9 protein-coding genes and 5 pseudogenes are annotated in these 15,855 nt (G+C 62.3%); 8 read left to right on the forward strand and 6 right to left on the reverse strand.

Annotation, left to right across the window (positions count from 1 at the left end):
• Positions 1-167: 167 nt before the first annotated feature.
• The 3 genes from adh to ACFXS9_RS13645 all read right to left on the reverse strand — a co-directional run bounded on the left by adh (position 168) and on the right by ACFXS9_RS13645 (position 4,409).
• Positions 168-1,688: an aldehyde dehydrogenase gene (gene adh / locus ACFXS9_RS13635; protein ID WP_392689607.1), complete on the reverse strand. Its 1,521-nt coding sequence runs from the start codon at positions 1,686-1,688 to the stop codon at positions 168-170.
• 207 nt (positions 1,689-1,895) lie between these two features.
• Entirely contained in the window at positions 1,896-2,861 is a 966-nt protein-coding gene (locus ACFXS9_RS13640; protein WP_392699762.1) for a GAF domain-containing protein, read from the reverse strand.
• 681 nt (positions 2,862-3,542) lie between these two features.
• Positions 3,543-4,409 (reverse strand): ferritin family protein, encoded by an 867-nt coding sequence (locus ACFXS9_RS13645; protein WP_392689609.1) that lies wholly within the window; start codon positions 4,407-4,409, stop codon positions 3,543-3,545.
• Positions 4,410-4,656: 247 nt separating this feature from the next.
• On the opposite strand from ACFXS9_RS13645, the pseudogene ACFXS9_RS13650 reads away from it, so the two are divergent.
• The 8 genes and pseudogenes from ACFXS9_RS13650 to ACFXS9_RS13685 form a co-directional block, all read left to right on the forward strand.
• Positions 4,657-6,957: pseudogene (locus tag ACFXS9_RS13650) on the forward strand (4Fe-4S binding protein); the annotation flags it as partial.
• A 63-nt stretch (positions 6,958-7,020) separates the two neighbouring features.
• Positions 7,021-8,971 (forward strand): annotated as a pseudogene (nosZ, locus tag ACFXS9_RS13655) (TAT-dependent nitrous-oxide reductase).
• Positions 8,972-8,985: 14 nt separating this feature from the next.
• Positions 8,986-10,347, forward strand: a complete 1,362-nt coding sequence (locus tag ACFXS9_RS13660) for a nitrous oxide reductase family maturation protein NosD (RefSeq protein ID WP_392689611.1) — start codon at positions 8,986-8,988, stop codon at positions 10,345-10,347.
• Positions 10,344-11,244 (forward strand): annotated as a pseudogene (locus ACFXS9_RS13665) (ABC transporter ATP-binding protein). The gene ACFXS9_RS13660 and the pseudogene ACFXS9_RS13665 overlap by 4 nt, the downstream one beginning before the upstream one ends.
• A pseudogene (locus ACFXS9_RS13670) lies at positions 11,241-12,069 on the forward strand (ABC transporter permease subunit). Before ACFXS9_RS13665 ends, ACFXS9_RS13670 begins: the two co-directional pseudogenes overlap by 4 nt.
• Entirely contained in the window at positions 12,066-12,614 is a 549-nt protein-coding gene (locus ACFXS9_RS13675; RefSeq protein WP_392689613.1) for a nitrous oxide reductase accessory protein NosL, read from the forward strand. Before ACFXS9_RS13670 ends, ACFXS9_RS13675 begins: the two are co-directional and overlap by 4 nt.
• Positions 12,615-12,625: 11 nt before the next feature.
• Positions 12,626-13,624 (forward strand): FAD:protein FMN transferase, encoded by a 999-nt coding sequence (locus ACFXS9_RS13680; RefSeq protein ID WP_392689615.1) that lies wholly within the window; start codon positions 12,626-12,628, stop codon positions 13,622-13,624.
• 88 nt (positions 13,625-13,712) lie between these two features.
• A pseudogene (locus ACFXS9_RS13685) lies at positions 13,713-14,095 on the forward strand (c-type cytochrome).
• A gap of 163 nt (positions 14,096-14,258) precedes the next feature.
• Here ACFXS9_RS13685 and ACFXS9_RS13690 read toward each other — a convergent pair.
• From ACFXS9_RS13690 to ACFXS9_RS13700, 3 genes are all read right to left on the reverse strand, one after another.
• Complete coding sequence (locus ACFXS9_RS13690; RefSeq protein ID WP_392689617.1) at positions 14,259-14,555, reverse strand: DUF2249 domain-containing protein; 297 nt, start codon at positions 14,553-14,555, stop codon at positions 14,259-14,261.
• Positions 14,556-14,619: 64 nt separating this feature from the next.
• Positions 14,620-15,456 carry a copper chaperone PCu(A)C gene (locus ACFXS9_RS13695; protein WP_392689618.1) on the reverse strand — a complete coding sequence of 279 codons (837 nt, stop codon included), beginning with the start codon at positions 15,454-15,456 and terminating at the stop codon, positions 14,620-14,622.
• A gap of 83 nt (positions 15,457-15,539) precedes the next feature.
• On the reverse strand, positions 15,540-15,758 hold the full coding sequence (locus ACFXS9_RS13700; RefSeq protein WP_392689620.1) for a hypothetical protein: 219 nt from the start codon (positions 15,756-15,758) through the stop codon (positions 15,540-15,542).
• Positions 15,759-15,855 lie beyond the last annotated feature (97 nt).

Raw genomic sequence — 15,855 nt, forward strand, 5'->3', positions numbered from 1 at the left:
CATCAAATTCGAAAGAAGAGACATTCCGGCGTCCAGATATTTCGCACTCGCCTCCCTCTCCAAGGCTCCGGCGTCGCCTTCCTACATGACGCGCCTCTCGTGGCAGACGAAGGCTGGACGCGGGCGGAAGCTGGCTTCGCTTCCACCCCGCGCCGCCTATATCGGCGTCAGAAGAAGCCGAGCTTCTTCGCGCTATAGCTGACCAGAAGATTCTTGGTCTGCTGGTAGTGGTCGAGCATCATCTTGTGAGTCTCGCGGCCGATGCCCGACTGCTTGTAGCCCCCGAACGCCGCGTGGGCCGGATAGGCGTGGTAGCAGTTGGTCCAGACCCGCCCGGCCTGGATCGCGCGCCCGAACCGGTAGCAGCGATTGGCATCGCGGCTCCAGACGCCCGCGCCAAGGCCGTACAGTGTGTCGTTGGCGATCGCCAGCGCCTCCTCATCGGTCTTGAAGGTCGTCACCGACACCACGGGACCGAAGATCTCTTCCTGGAAGATCCGCATCTTGTTGTTGCCGTGGAAGACGGTCGGCTGGATGTAGAACCCGCCCGCCAGATCGCCGCCAAGGTCGGCACGGGCACCACCCGTCAGCAATTGGGCGCCTTCCCGCTTGCCGATGTCGATATAGGAAAGAATTTTCTCCATTTGCTCGCTCGAGGCCTGAGCACCGATCATGGTCGCGGGACTGCGCGGGTCGCCCTGCTTGATGGCGGCAACACGATCCAACGCGCGCGCCATGAAGCGCTCGTAGATCGATTCATGGACCAGCGCCCGGCTCGGACAGGTGCAGACCTCGCCTTGGTTCAGCGCGAACATGACAAAGCCTTCGATCGCCTTGTCGAAGAAATCGTCGTCTTCGGCGGTGACATCCTGGAAAAAGATGTTCGGCGATTTGCCGCCCAGTTCGAGCGTGACCGGAATCAGGTTCTGGCTGGCGTACTGCATGATCAGCCGCCCCGTCGAGGTCTCGCCGGTAAAGGCGATCTTGGAAATACGCGGGCTCGACGCCAGCGGCTTGCCGGCCTCGAGACCAAAGCCATTGACGATGTTCAGTACGCCGGGCGGCAGAAGATCGCCGACTAGGTCGATCCACACCATGATCGAGGCCGGCGTCTGTTCCGCCGGCTTCAGCACGACGCAATTGCCGGCCGCCAGGGCGGGCGCCATTTTCCAGCACGCCATCAGCAACGGGAAGTTCCAGGGAATGATCTGGCCGACGACGCCGAGCGGTTCGTGGAAGTGATACGCGACGGTGTCCTGATCGATTTCGGCGAGGCTGCCCTCCTGGCCGCGTACGACGCCGGCGAAATAGCGGAAGTGGTCGATCGCCAGCGGCAGGTCGGCGGCTCGAGTCTCGCGGATCGGCTTGCCGTTGTCCCAGGTCTCGGCCACTGCCAACTTTTTCAAGGTTGGCCTCCATTCGATCGGCGATGCGGTTGAGGATGATAGCGCGTTCGACGACGCTGTGGTGCGGCCCCAGGCGTCCTTGGCCGCATGCGCCGCGTCGAGTGCAGCCTCGACGTCTGCCGCGTCGGAGCGCGCGATCTTGCAGACCACCTGGCCGGTCACCGGCGAGGCGTTGTCGAAATATTTGCCTGACCGGGGCGCGGTCCATTTTCCGCCGATGAAATTGTCATAGCGCTCGGCAAAGGGATTGTTCGAGGTCGCGAGGAATTCCGGCTTGTTCATGATTCACTCCCGCTGTTTGCTGTTGCCTTGGTTGCTGAACATCGCGGTGCTTGCCCTGCGATGTCGTGAAAAGCATGTGGGAAGAGGCGAAAAATGTCAGCGGGGTGGCTTCCGATGCCCTCACCAACCTGTCGCAGATTTGCGACACTCAAGGCGCGGGACCACCGCGTTTCATTCCGGAGGACGGTCGTGGGAGTAAACGGCCAGTCAGTGCGGCTTGAGGTCGAAGCGCTTCAGCTTTCGATGCAGGGTGGCGCGGCTGACGCCAAGCGCCTTTGCCGCCGCCGAGACATTGCCTTGCGCGCGCGTGAGCGCCCGCTGTAGTACCGCGCGCTGCGCATCACCGAGTTCCTCCTGGCGCCCTTCCAGACCGCAGAGCAGGTCCGTAGCCGGAACCGGCCGCAGCGCGCGATCGGGCGCGAGGCCCAACGCCAGCCGTGCCGAACGCGTCGCGCCGATGACGAGGTCGTCGCCGTCGATCGCCAGCAATCCGCCGCCATGCACCTCCGTCGACGGCGTCAGCATGATCCGCGCCTTGGCGAAGGCGGCGCGGAACAGTTCTGCCTCGGTTCGCCGCGCCGCTTCACCGGCCGCCAGCGCGATCAAACTGGCGAATGCATCGGTATGGTCGGCGCGGCAGGAGGAAACGTCGAGCACACCGACAAGCGTTGCATGCTCGTCGTAGATCGGAACCGCCGTGCAACTCAGTAGCGTGTTGCGGGTGAAGAAATGCTGATCGCGGGCTATGGTCAGCCCGCGCTGTTCGACCAGACAGGTGCCAATGCCGTTGGTGCCCTCGTGCTCCTCGCTCCATAGCGAGCCGGTCCACAGCCCCCATGACTCGAATGTAGCATCGTCGGCGGGAGCACCGCGACGGTCGATCGGCACGCCGTCGCGACCGGCCAGCAGGACGCAGCAGCCGACGGCGCCTACGGCCTGATAAAGCCGATCCATCGCGGGCTGCGCTGCGCGAATTAGCGGCCCACCTCTTCCGGTCTTCTGCCGCAGCTCTGGTTCCGTTAGCCGAAGCGGCGGCCGGGCGCCCGAAGGATCGAGCCGGTGCAATCGGGAAGAGCGTCGCCAGGAGGCAACCAACGCGGATTTTGCGGCCTGGCCGGAGCCGATCGCGGCTTCGACGCGCGCCGCATGATACTCGCGCGGATGTTCCCTCATCCCTCTCATGTCGTCCTCCGCTACAAAGGTTATGGTCATCCAGCGTAGCGAATTTGATCTAGGTCAAACATTGGACTTTGGGATCCGCATGCAAACATCCGAAAGCTGCTATCGACCGGCGATTGCCGGCACTTATCGGAAGGACGCCGTTGCTTGTCTCGACGGCGCTTCGAAGACGAACCGGCTGACGTTCGCACATTCCGGGCAGTGGTAAACATGCCGCTCGTACCCGTCTTCGCCGTCGGGGCGGTGCGGCTGGACCTGCATCAGACGCATGGTGCGGCCGGCACAGTTCGGGCATTGCCGATGATCGAAATCCAAAGGCATGACGACGCTTTCCTTCCTCCATCAGGTGCCACGGAGTCCATGTTCGAAAAGGAGCCAGCCCGCAATTTAGCGGCGGGACCATTTTCAAGTTTCAGCAGACCTGGAAATGTAACCGAGCCGGTTCAGGTGCAGTGTTGGACCCGACATACCGGTCATTGGTTTCCTCGCCGCGACGCTTCTTGCTTAAGGCTCACGATGGGCAGGAGATGCTCCGCCTTCTTTGTCGTGGCGCAAACTACGAGACGCTTTTCGTGGATGGTGCCAGAGCAGGCGCGGAAAATTTTGCGCCTGACCTGCAACGGCCGCCTCAGGTCGGGCACCGACGCCCCTTCGGTCGGCGTCGGCAGAAGCTGCTCACGTCAACGCCCGCAGCCAGGCCAGGCGGGCGATCGCGCGCTCTGCAAGCTGCTGCAGGGATTCAAGACGGCCGGGCTCTTCCGACCTCTCAGCGCCATCCAGATAGGCATCGGCCAGAGCCTCGGCGACGGCTTGCGCATCGCGTTGTTCAAGGCCGGCAGGAAATTGTCCAAATCCTGCGGCGAGCGCCGACATTTCTACCGTCTCCCGATGGAGCTCGCGCGCTCGATTGACGGATTCACCTTCGACACGACGTTCCAGACCGGCCAGGTGGATTGCCAGACAACGTTCCAGCGCCGCGGCATCCACGATGCCGGCGTTGGCCTGCTGGCCTGCGCGCGTTCTGTCGTGCTCGCTGTGATACGCGCGCCGCCGCTCCTTTCGCAAGATAGCGACATGCCCCAATTCCTCCCGCGCCATTGCTTCGGCGGCCTTCTTGATCTCAGGGTCTTCAGCAAATCCAGCTATGTAGGACCAGAATGCGAAAGCGCGCTCCTCATTGCGCACCGCCATTGAGAGCGCGCGGTAGGGCGTCATCAGCCGAGAGGTCGCAATTTCCGCCGCGGTCTCGCTGTCGAATGTTTCGGGCGCTTCCCAGCGCACCATGGCGGGATCGGGGTCCTTGCCGAGACGGGATTGCGACCAGCGCGCCACACTATCGACGTGCTCGCGCTCTGCGGCCGCGAGCTCGGCGAAAACCGTGGCCAGATCGAGCTTTTCCTGGCGCTGCATTTCAGCGGCAAGGCCGGTGTATCTGTCCGCCGCTTCCTGTTCCATCGCGTTCGCAAGAGCGAATAGCTCGCCGAGGGATTGAAGAGTTCCCGCGGGTTCGGATTTCAGGAGCGACGTTCGCAACAGTGGCATGATCCACCTGCATGGTTCCTGGACGTTGATCCACCTTGTGCGGATAACTTGAGTCCAACCGCGTGGGACTTGTTTGCGCTGGCGCAAACTCAACCGACTTTGTTCGGACTAGACAGGTCACCTGATCGGGAGTCAATTTCGATCGACTAACTGTCTAGTTGGAGCTGTCAGCAGCGACATCCCGACATCTTCAAGACTCGATGGAATAGTCGTCCCTCGGGGCGGGCCATTCCACTTTGAGGTTTCCATGGCCCGGAGTCCTTTCGCCGCTTCCGAACGACGTGCAGCCGGCCTGAATCTGGCTGCCGTTCTCTCGCTATGCGTGTTGCTATGGACGCAGGCGGCGTTGGCCGCCGGTGGTCTCGCTTCGTATCTGCCAAAGGTTGCCCCGGCCGATTTCTTTCCCGGGGCCGATCGCTTCGGTCCGCCACAGGGCGATCCTCCCATCATTCCCGTCTACCGCGGCGACCAGATGCAGGGTTTCGTCTATCTGAATTCGGACTTCGCCAACGCGACCGGCTATTCCGGCAAGCCAATCCAGCTTGTGGTCGGCATCGATCCGAAGGGCGTGCTGACGGGACTGAGACTCGTCGAGCACAAGGAACCGATCGTTCTGGTCGGCATTCCAGAGAAGCGCATTCTGGAAGCTGTCAATAAATTGATCGGCGTCGATATGGATCGCGTCGCACGCGGAACTGTACCCGCCCCGCAAGTCGATATCGTCAGCGGGGCAACGGTGACCGTATTGGTGATGGGCGACAGCGTTGTCCGCTCCGCGACGAAGCTGATCCGGAGCGGTCGGCTCAGCAACCAGGGCAGTGCAGCGGCCAGCGTGGCGCCGCAAGCGTCGAAAACCATCGATCCGGCGAAAAGCGAGATCCGCGACTGGGAGAGTCTCGTCGGTGACGGCTCCGTCCGGAGACTGCTCGTTTCGGTGGCGGACGTAAACAAGGCTTTCGAAAAGACCGGCAATGCGGCTGCGATGGCGCATCCGGAGGAAGGCGATCCGGACGACACCTTCATCGACCTCTACGTCGCCGACGTGGCGGTGCCGACCATCGGCCGCAGTCTGCTCGGGGACGAAGGCTACAACCGTCTGGCCGGTCGGCTGAAACCCGGGCAGCAGGCGCTGGTCGTCGCCGGATCCGGCCGTTACTCTTTCAAGGGAGCCGCCTACGTCCGGGGCGGGATATTCGACCGCATCGAGTTGGTCCAGGAGACCAACAGTGTCCGCTTCCGCGACCGCGATCACACGCGGCTTGGAAGTGTTCTCGCCGAGGGCGCCCCCGATTTTCCGGAAGTCGCGCTGTTCACCGTGCCGCCCGAGTTCACGCTCGATCCGACCGAGCCATGGACGCTGCAACTGCTGGTGCAGCGCGTTGTCGGTGCCCGGGATAAGGCGTGGGTTACGTTCGATCTCGGCTATACGCTTCCGGACTCCTACCTGAAGCGTGAGGCGGCACCGGCGGTGCAGCAAGCGGCGCCAGCGCCGTCAGCGCAAGCTTCCGCCACCACCAAGAGTCCGGCCGCACCGGCCGTTCCGGCGGCGGGCGACAGCGGCATGCCCGCCAGTGGAGAAGACGAGCCGCTGTGGATGAAAATCTGGCGCGGCGACACCGTCAAGATCGGTATTGCGGTCGCCGCACTGGGCGCCCTCACACTGATCTTCTTTTTCCAGAATTTCCTGGTGCGTCGCCCGACCATGTACACTTGGGTCCGTCGAGGCTATCTGCTGTTCATCCTCGTTTGGCTGGGCTGGTACGCGAACGCGCAGCTTTCCGTGGTCAACGTTCTAACCTTCGTCAACTCGTTGCTGACAGGTTTCAGTTGGGAATACTTCCTGTCCGCTCCGCTGATTTTCCTGCTCTGGGCATCGATCGCGGCGGGGCTCTTGTTCTGGGGACGCGGTCCGTTCTGCGGCTGGCTCTGTCCGTTCGGTGCCCTGCAGGAATTGCTCAACAACGTCGCGCAAGCGCTCAAGGTCCCGCAATACCGAGTGCCCTGGGGCCTTCACGAACGGCTGTGGCCGATCAAATACATCATTTTCCTCGGCTTGTTCGGCATGTCGCTCTACTCGACCGCGTTCGCCGAGCAACTCGCCGAGGTCGAGCCGTTCAAGACTTCGATCATCTTGAAATTCGCGCGCGAATGGCCGTTCGTCGTCTACGCCCTGACGCTGCTCGCGGCGGGGTTGTTCGTCGAGCGCTTCTTCTGCCGCTACATGTGCCCGCTCGGCGCGGCGCTGGCAATTCCCGGCCGCATCCGGATGTTCGAGTGGCTGCGGCGCTGGCCGGAATGCGGCTCGCCCTGTCAGCGCTGCGCCAACGAGTGTCCGGTCCAGGCGATCCATCCGGAGGGGCACATCAACGTCAACGAGTGCATCTACTGCATGCACTGCCAGGAGCTCTACTTCGACGATCACCGCTGCCCGCACATGATCCAGGTGCGGTTGAAGCGCGAGAAGCGGATGGCCATGTCGTCGCCTTCGATGCGCCCGGGCGGCAAAGGTCCCAACACGGTCATCACCGCCGGGGGAAACCCATCGGCACGTCACCGGTCGATACCATCACTCCACCTGCAACCTGAAGACCGAAAGCCGAGGAGGCATATCATGAGCGACAACGAGAACGGAAAAGGCGTCAGCCGACGCACCTTGCTTGGAACGACTGCAGCTGCCGCGGGCGTAGGTCTCGCCGGCGGCGTTGCGCTCAACACTGATGGCGTGATCACGACCGCTGACGCGCAAACCAAGACAGCGCCGGCAAAGGCGCCCGCCGCAAGGCCAGCGGTCGTGCAGAAGGCCGAAGTACACCCGGGCGAGCTCGACGAATACTATGTCTTCTTCTCAAGCGGCCAGTCCGGCGAGATGCGCATCATCGGTCTTCCGTCGATGCGCGAGTTGATGCGCGTTCCGGTATTCAACCGCTGCAGCGCCACCGGGTGGGGCCAGACCAACGAAAGCCTGAAGGTTCTAACCGAAGGAATGACGCCGGCGACCCGCGAGTTTGTCAAGAACCGCGGCGGCACCTACATGAACGGCGACCTGCATCACCCGCATATTTCGTTTACGGACGGCACCTACGACGGCCGCTACGCCTTCATGAACGACAAGGCCAACAGCCGCGTGGCGCGGGTGAGGCTTGACGTCATGAAGTGCGACAAGATCATCGAAATACCGAACCAGCATACGGTTCACGGCCTGCGGCTGCAGAAATATCCGCGCACCGGTTATGTGTTCGCCAACGGCGAGGATGGGGGTGCCCTTGCCCAACGACGGCAAGATTCTTGACGACGCCAAACAGTATCGTTCGATCTTCAGCGCGATCGACGGCGATACCATGAAGGTTGCCTGGCAGGTGATCGTCAGCGGCAATCTGGACAATGTCGATGCCGACTACCAGGGCAAGTACGCTTTCGCCACCTGTTACAATTCGGAAGAAGGCGTCACGCTCGCCGAAATGACTGCCAACGAGCAGGACTGGGTCACTATCTTCAACATCAAGCGCATCGAAGAAGCGGTGAAGAAGGGCGACTTCAAGGAAATGAACGGCGTGCCGGTGATCGATGGCCGCAAGGGCTCGCCCTATACACGCTATGTCCCGGTCTCCAATAGCCCGCACGGCATCAACACCGCACCGGACGGCATCCATGTCGTGGCGAATGGAAAGCTCGCGCCGACCTGCACGGTGATCGACGTGCGACTGGTGGATCAGTTGTTCGATGACAAGATCAAGCCGCGCGATGTCGTTGTGGCCGAGCCCGAACTCGGTCTCGGACCGTTGCACACCGCCTATGACGGCAAGGGCAATGCCTACACGACGCTGTTCCTCGACAGCCAGGTCTGCAAGTGGAACATCGATATCGCAAAGCGAGCCTTCAAGGGCGAAAAGGTCGATCCGATCGTTCAGAAGCTCGACGTGCACTATCAGCCCGGCCACAACCATTCGTCGATGGGACAGACCAAGGAGGCGGACGGAAAGTGGCTAATCTCGCTCAACAAGTTCTCCAAGGACCGGTTCCTCAATGTCGGCCCGCTAAAACCTGAGAACGATCAGTTGATCGATATTTCCGGCGACAAGATGAAACTGGTCCATGATGGCCCCAGTTTTGCGGAACCACATGACGCAACGATCGTTCACCGCTCCAAGATCAATCCGATCTCGATCTGGGATCGCGCCGATCCGTTCTTTGCCGACGCGGTCAAGCAGGCCAAGGCCGATGGTATCGATCTCATGGGCGACTCCAAGGTCGTCCGCGACGGCAACAACGTGCGGGTCTACATGACGTCTACCGCGCCGGCATTCGGCCTGGAGCAGTTCCAGGTTAAGCAGGGTGATCAGGTCACCGTCTACGTCACCAATATCGACGCGGTGGAAGATCTGACGCACGGCTTCTGCATCGTGAACTACGGCGTGGCTATGGAAGTCGCGCCGATGGCGACGGCGTCTGTGTCGTTCTCAGCCGATAAGGCCGGCGTCTACTGGTATTATTGCTCCTGGTTCTGTCATGCCATGCACATGGAAATGAAGGGCCGCATGTTCGTCGAACCAAAGTCGGTTTGAGACGGAAACGACAAGTGCATTGCTTCTTGCGCATCATCCCGGCGGCGCTCTTCGCCGCCGGAATCCCGGGCTTCGCGGTTGCGGAGACGCTGAAGGCTGCGCCGGAGCAGCCGCTGCAAGCTATGCTGGACCGGGCGCAGGACGGCGACATCATCGAGCTCGCGCCTGGCGAATACAGGGGCGCAATCAGGATCGAACGGCGCCTGGTGCTGACCGGACGGCCGGGCGCGGTACTCAACGGCGGGGGCGCAGGAAGCGTCGTCAGGGTGACCGCGCCCGACGTCACGATCCGCGACCTGACCATCCAGGGTTCGGGCCACGATCTGCAGGCGATGGATTCGGGCGTGTTTTTGGAAAAGACCGCCCAACGCGCGCTGGTCGAAAACAATCGTTTCGAAGGCAACCTGTTTGGAATCTACGTGCACGGCGCGACCGGTTCGCGCGTGCTTCGCAATCTCATCGAAGGCGTGCGCGGCGGACGCCGCAACGAGGCCGGCAATGGTGTCTCGCTGTGGAATGCACCTGACGTTACCGTGGCTGAGAATACTTTCCGGTACGGGCGCGATGGCATCTTCACGATTACCAGCCGCAAGGACCGCTTCATCGACAACCACTTCGAACAGGTCCGATTTGCGGTGCATTACATGTACACCAACGACAGCGAAGTGAGCGGCAACGTGTCGGTCGGCAATCACGTCGGCTACGCCATCATGTATTCGAACCGGCTCGTCATCCGTAACAACATCTCGGATCGCGACCGCGACTACGGGCTGCTGTTCAACTACGCCAATTATGCGGAAATCGACGGCAATTGGGTGGTCGGCGGCTCGCTCGATAACATTGCAAGCAGCCGAGACGAAGGTCCGGACGAAGAGCGCGGCATGGTTCCGGAGCCAAGGCCCGCGCAGGACGTCCGCAGCGGACCGGGGAAATGCGTCTTCATTTACAACACCAACCACAACAAATTCCGCAATAATTGGTTCGAGCGCTGCGGCATCGGTGTGCATTTCACCGCCGGCTCCGAGGGCAACGAGATCACGGGCAACGCCTTTGTCGGAAACCGCAACCAGGTAAAGTATGTCGGCACGCGCGATCTCGATTGGTCGAAGGGCGGCCGCGGCAATTACTGGAGCGACAACCCGGCGTTCGATCTCAATGGCGACGGCATCGCCGATACCGCCTATCGCCCCAACGATCTGGTCGATCGGGTGTTATGGACCGCGCCGTCGGCAAAGGTTCTGATCAACAGTCCGGCGGTGCAAGTGCTGCGCTGGGCGCAGGCGCAGTTTCCCGCGCTCTATCCCGGGGGCGTCGTCGATACCCGTCCCTTGATCGCGCCGCCGCCGAAACCGTCAGCCAGCCGGAGCCTGCGATGACCGTCACCGTCGCCGTGAACGGCGTGGAGAAGAGCTACGGCGCGATAAAGGCGCTGCGTAACGTCTCGTTCGACCTTGCTCCAGGACGCCTCAGCGCCCTCGTCGGCCACAACGGCGCCGGCAAGACCACGCTGATCAAACTGATGCTTGGCCTCATTCACGCCGACCGTGGCGCGGTCCGCGTCCTGAACGAGGATCCGGCGGCGGGCGAGTTCTCCGCACGCCGCCTGCTCGGCTATCTGCCCGAGAATGTCGCGTTCAATGCCGCCCTCACCGGCCGCGAAACGCTGGCATTCTACGCGCGGTTGAAGCAGATCAAGCCTGCGTCGGCGTGTCCCTTGCTCGACCGCGTCGGCCTGATGGCTGCTGCCGATCGCAAGGTCGGGACCTATTCCAAGGGCATGCGCCAGCGCTTGGGCCTGGCTCAGGCGCTGCTCGGCCGGCCGCGCGTGCTGCTGCTGGACGAGCCGACCACCGGCCTCGACCCGGCGCTCCGCCAGACCTTCTACGAAATCCTGAACGAGCTTCGCGACGACGGCGCCACCGTCCTGATCTCCTCGCATGCGCTCAACGAGCTCGAGGATCGCGCCGAGCATGTCTTGATCATGAACCGCGGCCTTCTGGTCGCACAGGGCACGCTGGCGGACTTGCGCTCGATCTCGCGACTGCCGATCCGGGTCTCGCTCGACCTCGCGCCCGGCGCCAGCGTCCCTTCGGCGTGCATGAACGGGGCGAGCGTCGCGAGCCCACGGCCGCATCATGCTAGTGCCCGACGAGGCAAGCAAGATGGAGTTGTTGCGCGTCGCGGCCGGCCATCCCTCCGTCACCAATATCGAGATTGAGGCACCGACCCTCGACGATCTCTATGCCCATTTTCTTCGGGAGAATGTCGCGTGAGGAACGTCGTCATCATTGCGGCTAAGGAAATCAAGGAAGGGTTGCGCAACCGCTGGGTCGTGGCGACCACGCTGCTGCTGGCGGCGCTTTCACTGTCGCTGACATTCCTGGGAAGCGCACCGACCGGCAATGTCGGAGCCGGCGCGCTCGATGTCGTGGTCGTCAGCCTGTCCAGCCTCACGATCTTTCTGTTGCCGCTGATCGCTCTTCTAATCTCGCACGATGCAGTCGTGGGCGAGATGGAGCGCGGCACCATGATCCTGCTGCTGAGCTATCCCGTGGGCCGTTATCAAGTCATCCTCGGCAAGTTCTGCGGGCATGTGCTGATCCTCGCCTTCGCTACCATAATTGGTTACGGCGCGGCGGCCGCAGCTCTCGCCATCACTGGCGCGTCGGTGCTGGCGGCGAGCTGGTACGCTTTCGCCTCCATGCTCGGCACCTCGATCATGCTCGGGGCCGTATTCGTGGCGATCGGGTATCTGATCAGCAGCCTGGTGCGCGATCGCGGCACGGCGGCAGGCGCTTGCGTGGGAATCTGGCTACTAATGGTGCTCATCTTCGACATGGCGCTACTCAGGAATCCTGGTGGTCGACCAAGGCCAGATCGTCACCGCACCCGTTCTCGAAGGACTTCTATTTCTCAATCCGACCGACCTCTACCGGATGGCCAATCTCACGGGGTTCAACGTCAGCCAATTCTCGGGCATGGCCGGGCTTGCCGGCACCGCGAGCACTGGTGTCGGCGCGCTGATGCTCGGACTGACCGTCTGGATCGTGGCGCCGCTCGGGCTTGCGACCGCATTCTTTGCGCGGAGGGAATTATGACCTTGCGAATCCTCGCCGCCATTATCGCCACCGTCTTGTTGACCGGATGCAATCAGGACGCGGCCAATTCGGTTCCCCCACCGCCGGTCGCGCTCACCAGCGACGCCATGGGCGTGTTCTGCGGCATGAACTTGCTCGAACATCCCGGACCGAAAGGCCAGATCATCACCACGGGCAGGATCGACCCGTTCTGGTTCACCTCCGTACGCGACACCGTGGCATTTACGCTGATGCCCGACCAACCCCGCGACATCAAGGCGATCTACGTGTCGGACATGGCGCGAGCGCCAAGCTGGGAGGACCCGGGAGCGGCGAATTGGATCGACGCACGCGAGGCGTTCTTTGTGATCGAGAGCCGTAAGCGGGGCGGCATGGGGACTGCCGAGGCCGTGCCATTCGGAAATCGGGAGGCCGCCGATGCCTTTGCAGCCACCAACGGCGGAAAAGTCGTTACTTTGGCGCAAATTCCCAGCGCCTACGTGCTGGGTAGCGACGCCCCCGGCGAGCGCACGGAAAACGACAGCGCGAACCTGCGAACGCATTGAGAGGATCGCCGATGTCAAACGCAAATCTCACGCGCCGGCGAATGATAGCAATCGTTGCGGCCGCGGCCGGTTCGGCGCTTCTCGGCGATGGTCGCCCCGCTCGCGCGAGCGTTCCCGTGCGCTGGAACGGATCGGCGCTCGGCGCCCAGGTATCGATCGAGATCTTTCACTCGGACCGATCGGAAGCCGACAGATTGGTGCGGCTTTGTCTACAGAACGTCCGGCGCATCGAACAGCAGTTCAGCCTGTACCGGACCGATTCGGCGATCTGCACGCTCAACCGAACCGGCGTTCTAGCCGCCCCCGACGCCGACATGGTGTCGCTGCTAAAAACCGCGCTGTTCTTTTCCGAACTGACTGACGGGGCGTTCGATCCGACCGTCCAGCCGCTATGGCAGCTCTATGCCGAGCATTTCTCGTCCGATCAGCCCGATCCGGAAGGGCCATCCCAGCAGATGCTCGCCGAAGCGTTGGCGAAGGTGGGTCGCGGTGGCCTGCTTGTGAGCGCAGACCGTATCGCCCTCAGCCGGCGCAACGCCGGAATTACGCTAAATGGCATCGCCCAGGGATACGCGACCGACCGCGTGGTGGACACGCTGCGCGCGGCCGGGCTATCGACGACGCTCGTCAACATGGGCGAGATACGCGCCATCGGGGTGAGGCCCGATGGCGCGCCATGGCGCGTCGGGCTTGCCGATCCGGACGAGCCTAGGGCGGTCACAGAAACTGTCGATCTTGTCGATCGCGCGGTCGCAACCTCGGCCGGGGCCGGTTTCCGCTTCGATTCCGGCGGACGGTTCACGCATCTGTTCGATCCCGCAACGGGATGCAGTCCCGCTTTGTACCGCACGATCAGCGTCATTGCGCCGACAGCCACGGAAGCCGATGCGCTTTCGACGGCGTTCAGCCTCATGCCGGCTTCGCGTATCAGGGAAATTGCTGGCCTTCGGTCCGGCGTGCAGGCTCGGCTGGTCACGGTCGGCGGGGATCCGCTTGTCTATGGAGCCTGACTCGGATCTTTCCAGCGAACAGGAACCGTTAGTCGAGGGTCAAAACGGAGGGTCCGCACGGAATGCGGACCCAGAAGAGGAGAATGGGATGCGAGGATTTGTATTCGTGGCGCTGTTGGCGGTTGTGTGCTCGGGTGAAGTCAGGGCCCAAGACGCTGCCGCCGGCGAAAAGGTTTTCACAGTGTGCAAGGCCTGCCACCAGATCGGCGAGACCGCGAAGAACGGCGTTGGACCCCTTCTTAACGGTATCATAGGCCGCAAAGCGGGCAGCGTGCCCGGCTACTCCTATACGGCCGCCAACAAGGATTCCGGCATCACCTGGGATGAGCCGACCTTCCGCGAGTACATCAAGGATCCTAAAGCCAAGATTCCGGCACGAAAATGATCTATGCCGGATTGAAGGACGAGCAGAGGACCAATGATCTGATCGCGTTCCTCAAACAGTTCGACGCTGACGGAAAGAAGAAGTAGCTCGCGTCAGCTTTCCAACTGGCTTGCAGTCTCGGGAGTGGCCAACCTCCCGCGGCATCGGCCCATTCCCGCACTGAACGAGGGCAACCGGCGGACGTTTGAGCCGCTGGTTTGCGCCGCTGCTTTGAGAGGGTCTGCTCGCGGCACGTCCGGCGTCCCTAAACTAGCCATCGCTTGCGTCGGCTTCGCCAACCGACGCCTCGCCGACGGCGATACGACGCACGCGTAGCCTCCAGACGTCAGGCCCTTCTTCCAGGTAGCTCCAGCGGCACGCCGCACCGTAGCGCAGCTCCATCTGGTGCTGGAGCGGCCGGGGCCGATGGTCGGCGATAAGCTGCAGCGATTGCCCGATGGCGAGCGCCTCGAACAATTTCATGATGATCGAATGCCGGAATCGGGGTTCGATCTGCCGGACGTCAAGCGTCCGCTCGTCTGTGCCGGAATGGGTCGGGGTCGACATCCGTTGTCACTCCAGCGGCTTACGTCGGGTGCCCCGCTTCGCGGCGGTCCGGCCTCGCGTTTGGTCACTCGATCAGGATCGGGGCGGCGATGTCGATCCTTCCGGATCCGACGGTCTGGACGCTGAGCGCAAGCGACCATTTTCCCGCAGCGGTCGCCGACATGCGAACCTTCCAGGTATCGGACGAGATACGATCGGCTGGCGCCGCGACCGGCGCGATTTCCTTGTCGGGACTGGAAAGAGTTACCGTGAGCGCCTGCGCGACCAGAGGTTTTTCGTCGGCATCTTCCAGTTGGATGGTCAGTTCGACTGGACCGGATTTCCCTGGTGAAACCGTGACGTTCGCCATCAACTCGGTCCCGCAGATGTGGGTGAAGAAGCTTTCGGACGCGCGTTCTTGCGTAAGGACCGGGTGTACCGCGGGTCTGGTCGACGCAAGGAGGAGTCGAGGGCCTTTCGCGCCCACGGTTCCGACATCGAAGATCGCATCGACCTTGCCTGCATGCTCGAAAAACAACGAAACGGGCACTTGCTGACCTTCGCTCAAGGGCGAAGTGAGACCGATGAACATGATGTGTGTCCCGCCGGGCTCAAGGGTCATGGTCTCGCCCGGCGCCACCCGCAGTCCGTCGTCGACGGTCCGCATCATCATGATGCCGTCCTGCATGATCGTCTCATGGATTTCCACCTTGCGAGCGGCCTCGCTGAGGGCCGACAGCAGTCTGTCCGACGTGTTGCCGAGGTTGTCGATCGTCAGGTAGCCGCCGGCGACTTGGGCGCCTTTTGGCGTCGCCCGGCTCCAGGCGTGCCGCACGGTCAGGTCGGCCGCTTGAGCTGTCACTGCGCACAACGATGCGAGCATTATCCCGAGGAATGCCGCCTTGATCTTGCTCGTCTCCATGATGGGCGTCCTTCGAAAATGATCCGCGACGGGATCGACTTCGGCAATCTGGCGGTCTGGCGCCTTATCGACGTTGCGGCAGCTCAAATATCGGAGCGGATCCGGGCTGCCTCGGTATTCTTTTCAGCGATCGACGAACCGGTCGCGAACCGAAAGCGCGTCGCCACGGCGAATTCCTTCGCCGCGAAGATGACTTCGGTATCCTTGGGCTCGACCATCGTCAGGGTGACGCCCGGCGTCTCCGATCCGTCCGCCGGGACGACCCTACCCCTCGGCCGTCGAAATTCCGGCGGTTGATCCATGTCAATGCGAACATCGTGAAGCAGATGGATTGTAAACCCACATGATGCCCGACAAAGATGTCTCGCATCGTTATTCGGCGATCTCGCCGTTTTCTCC

It is taken from the genome of Bradyrhizobium sp. RDI18 (genome assembly GCF_043203335.1).
GTDB classification, from domain to species: domain Bacteria; phylum Pseudomonadota; class Alphaproteobacteria; order Rhizobiales; family Xanthobacteraceae; genus Bradyrhizobium; species Bradyrhizobium retamae.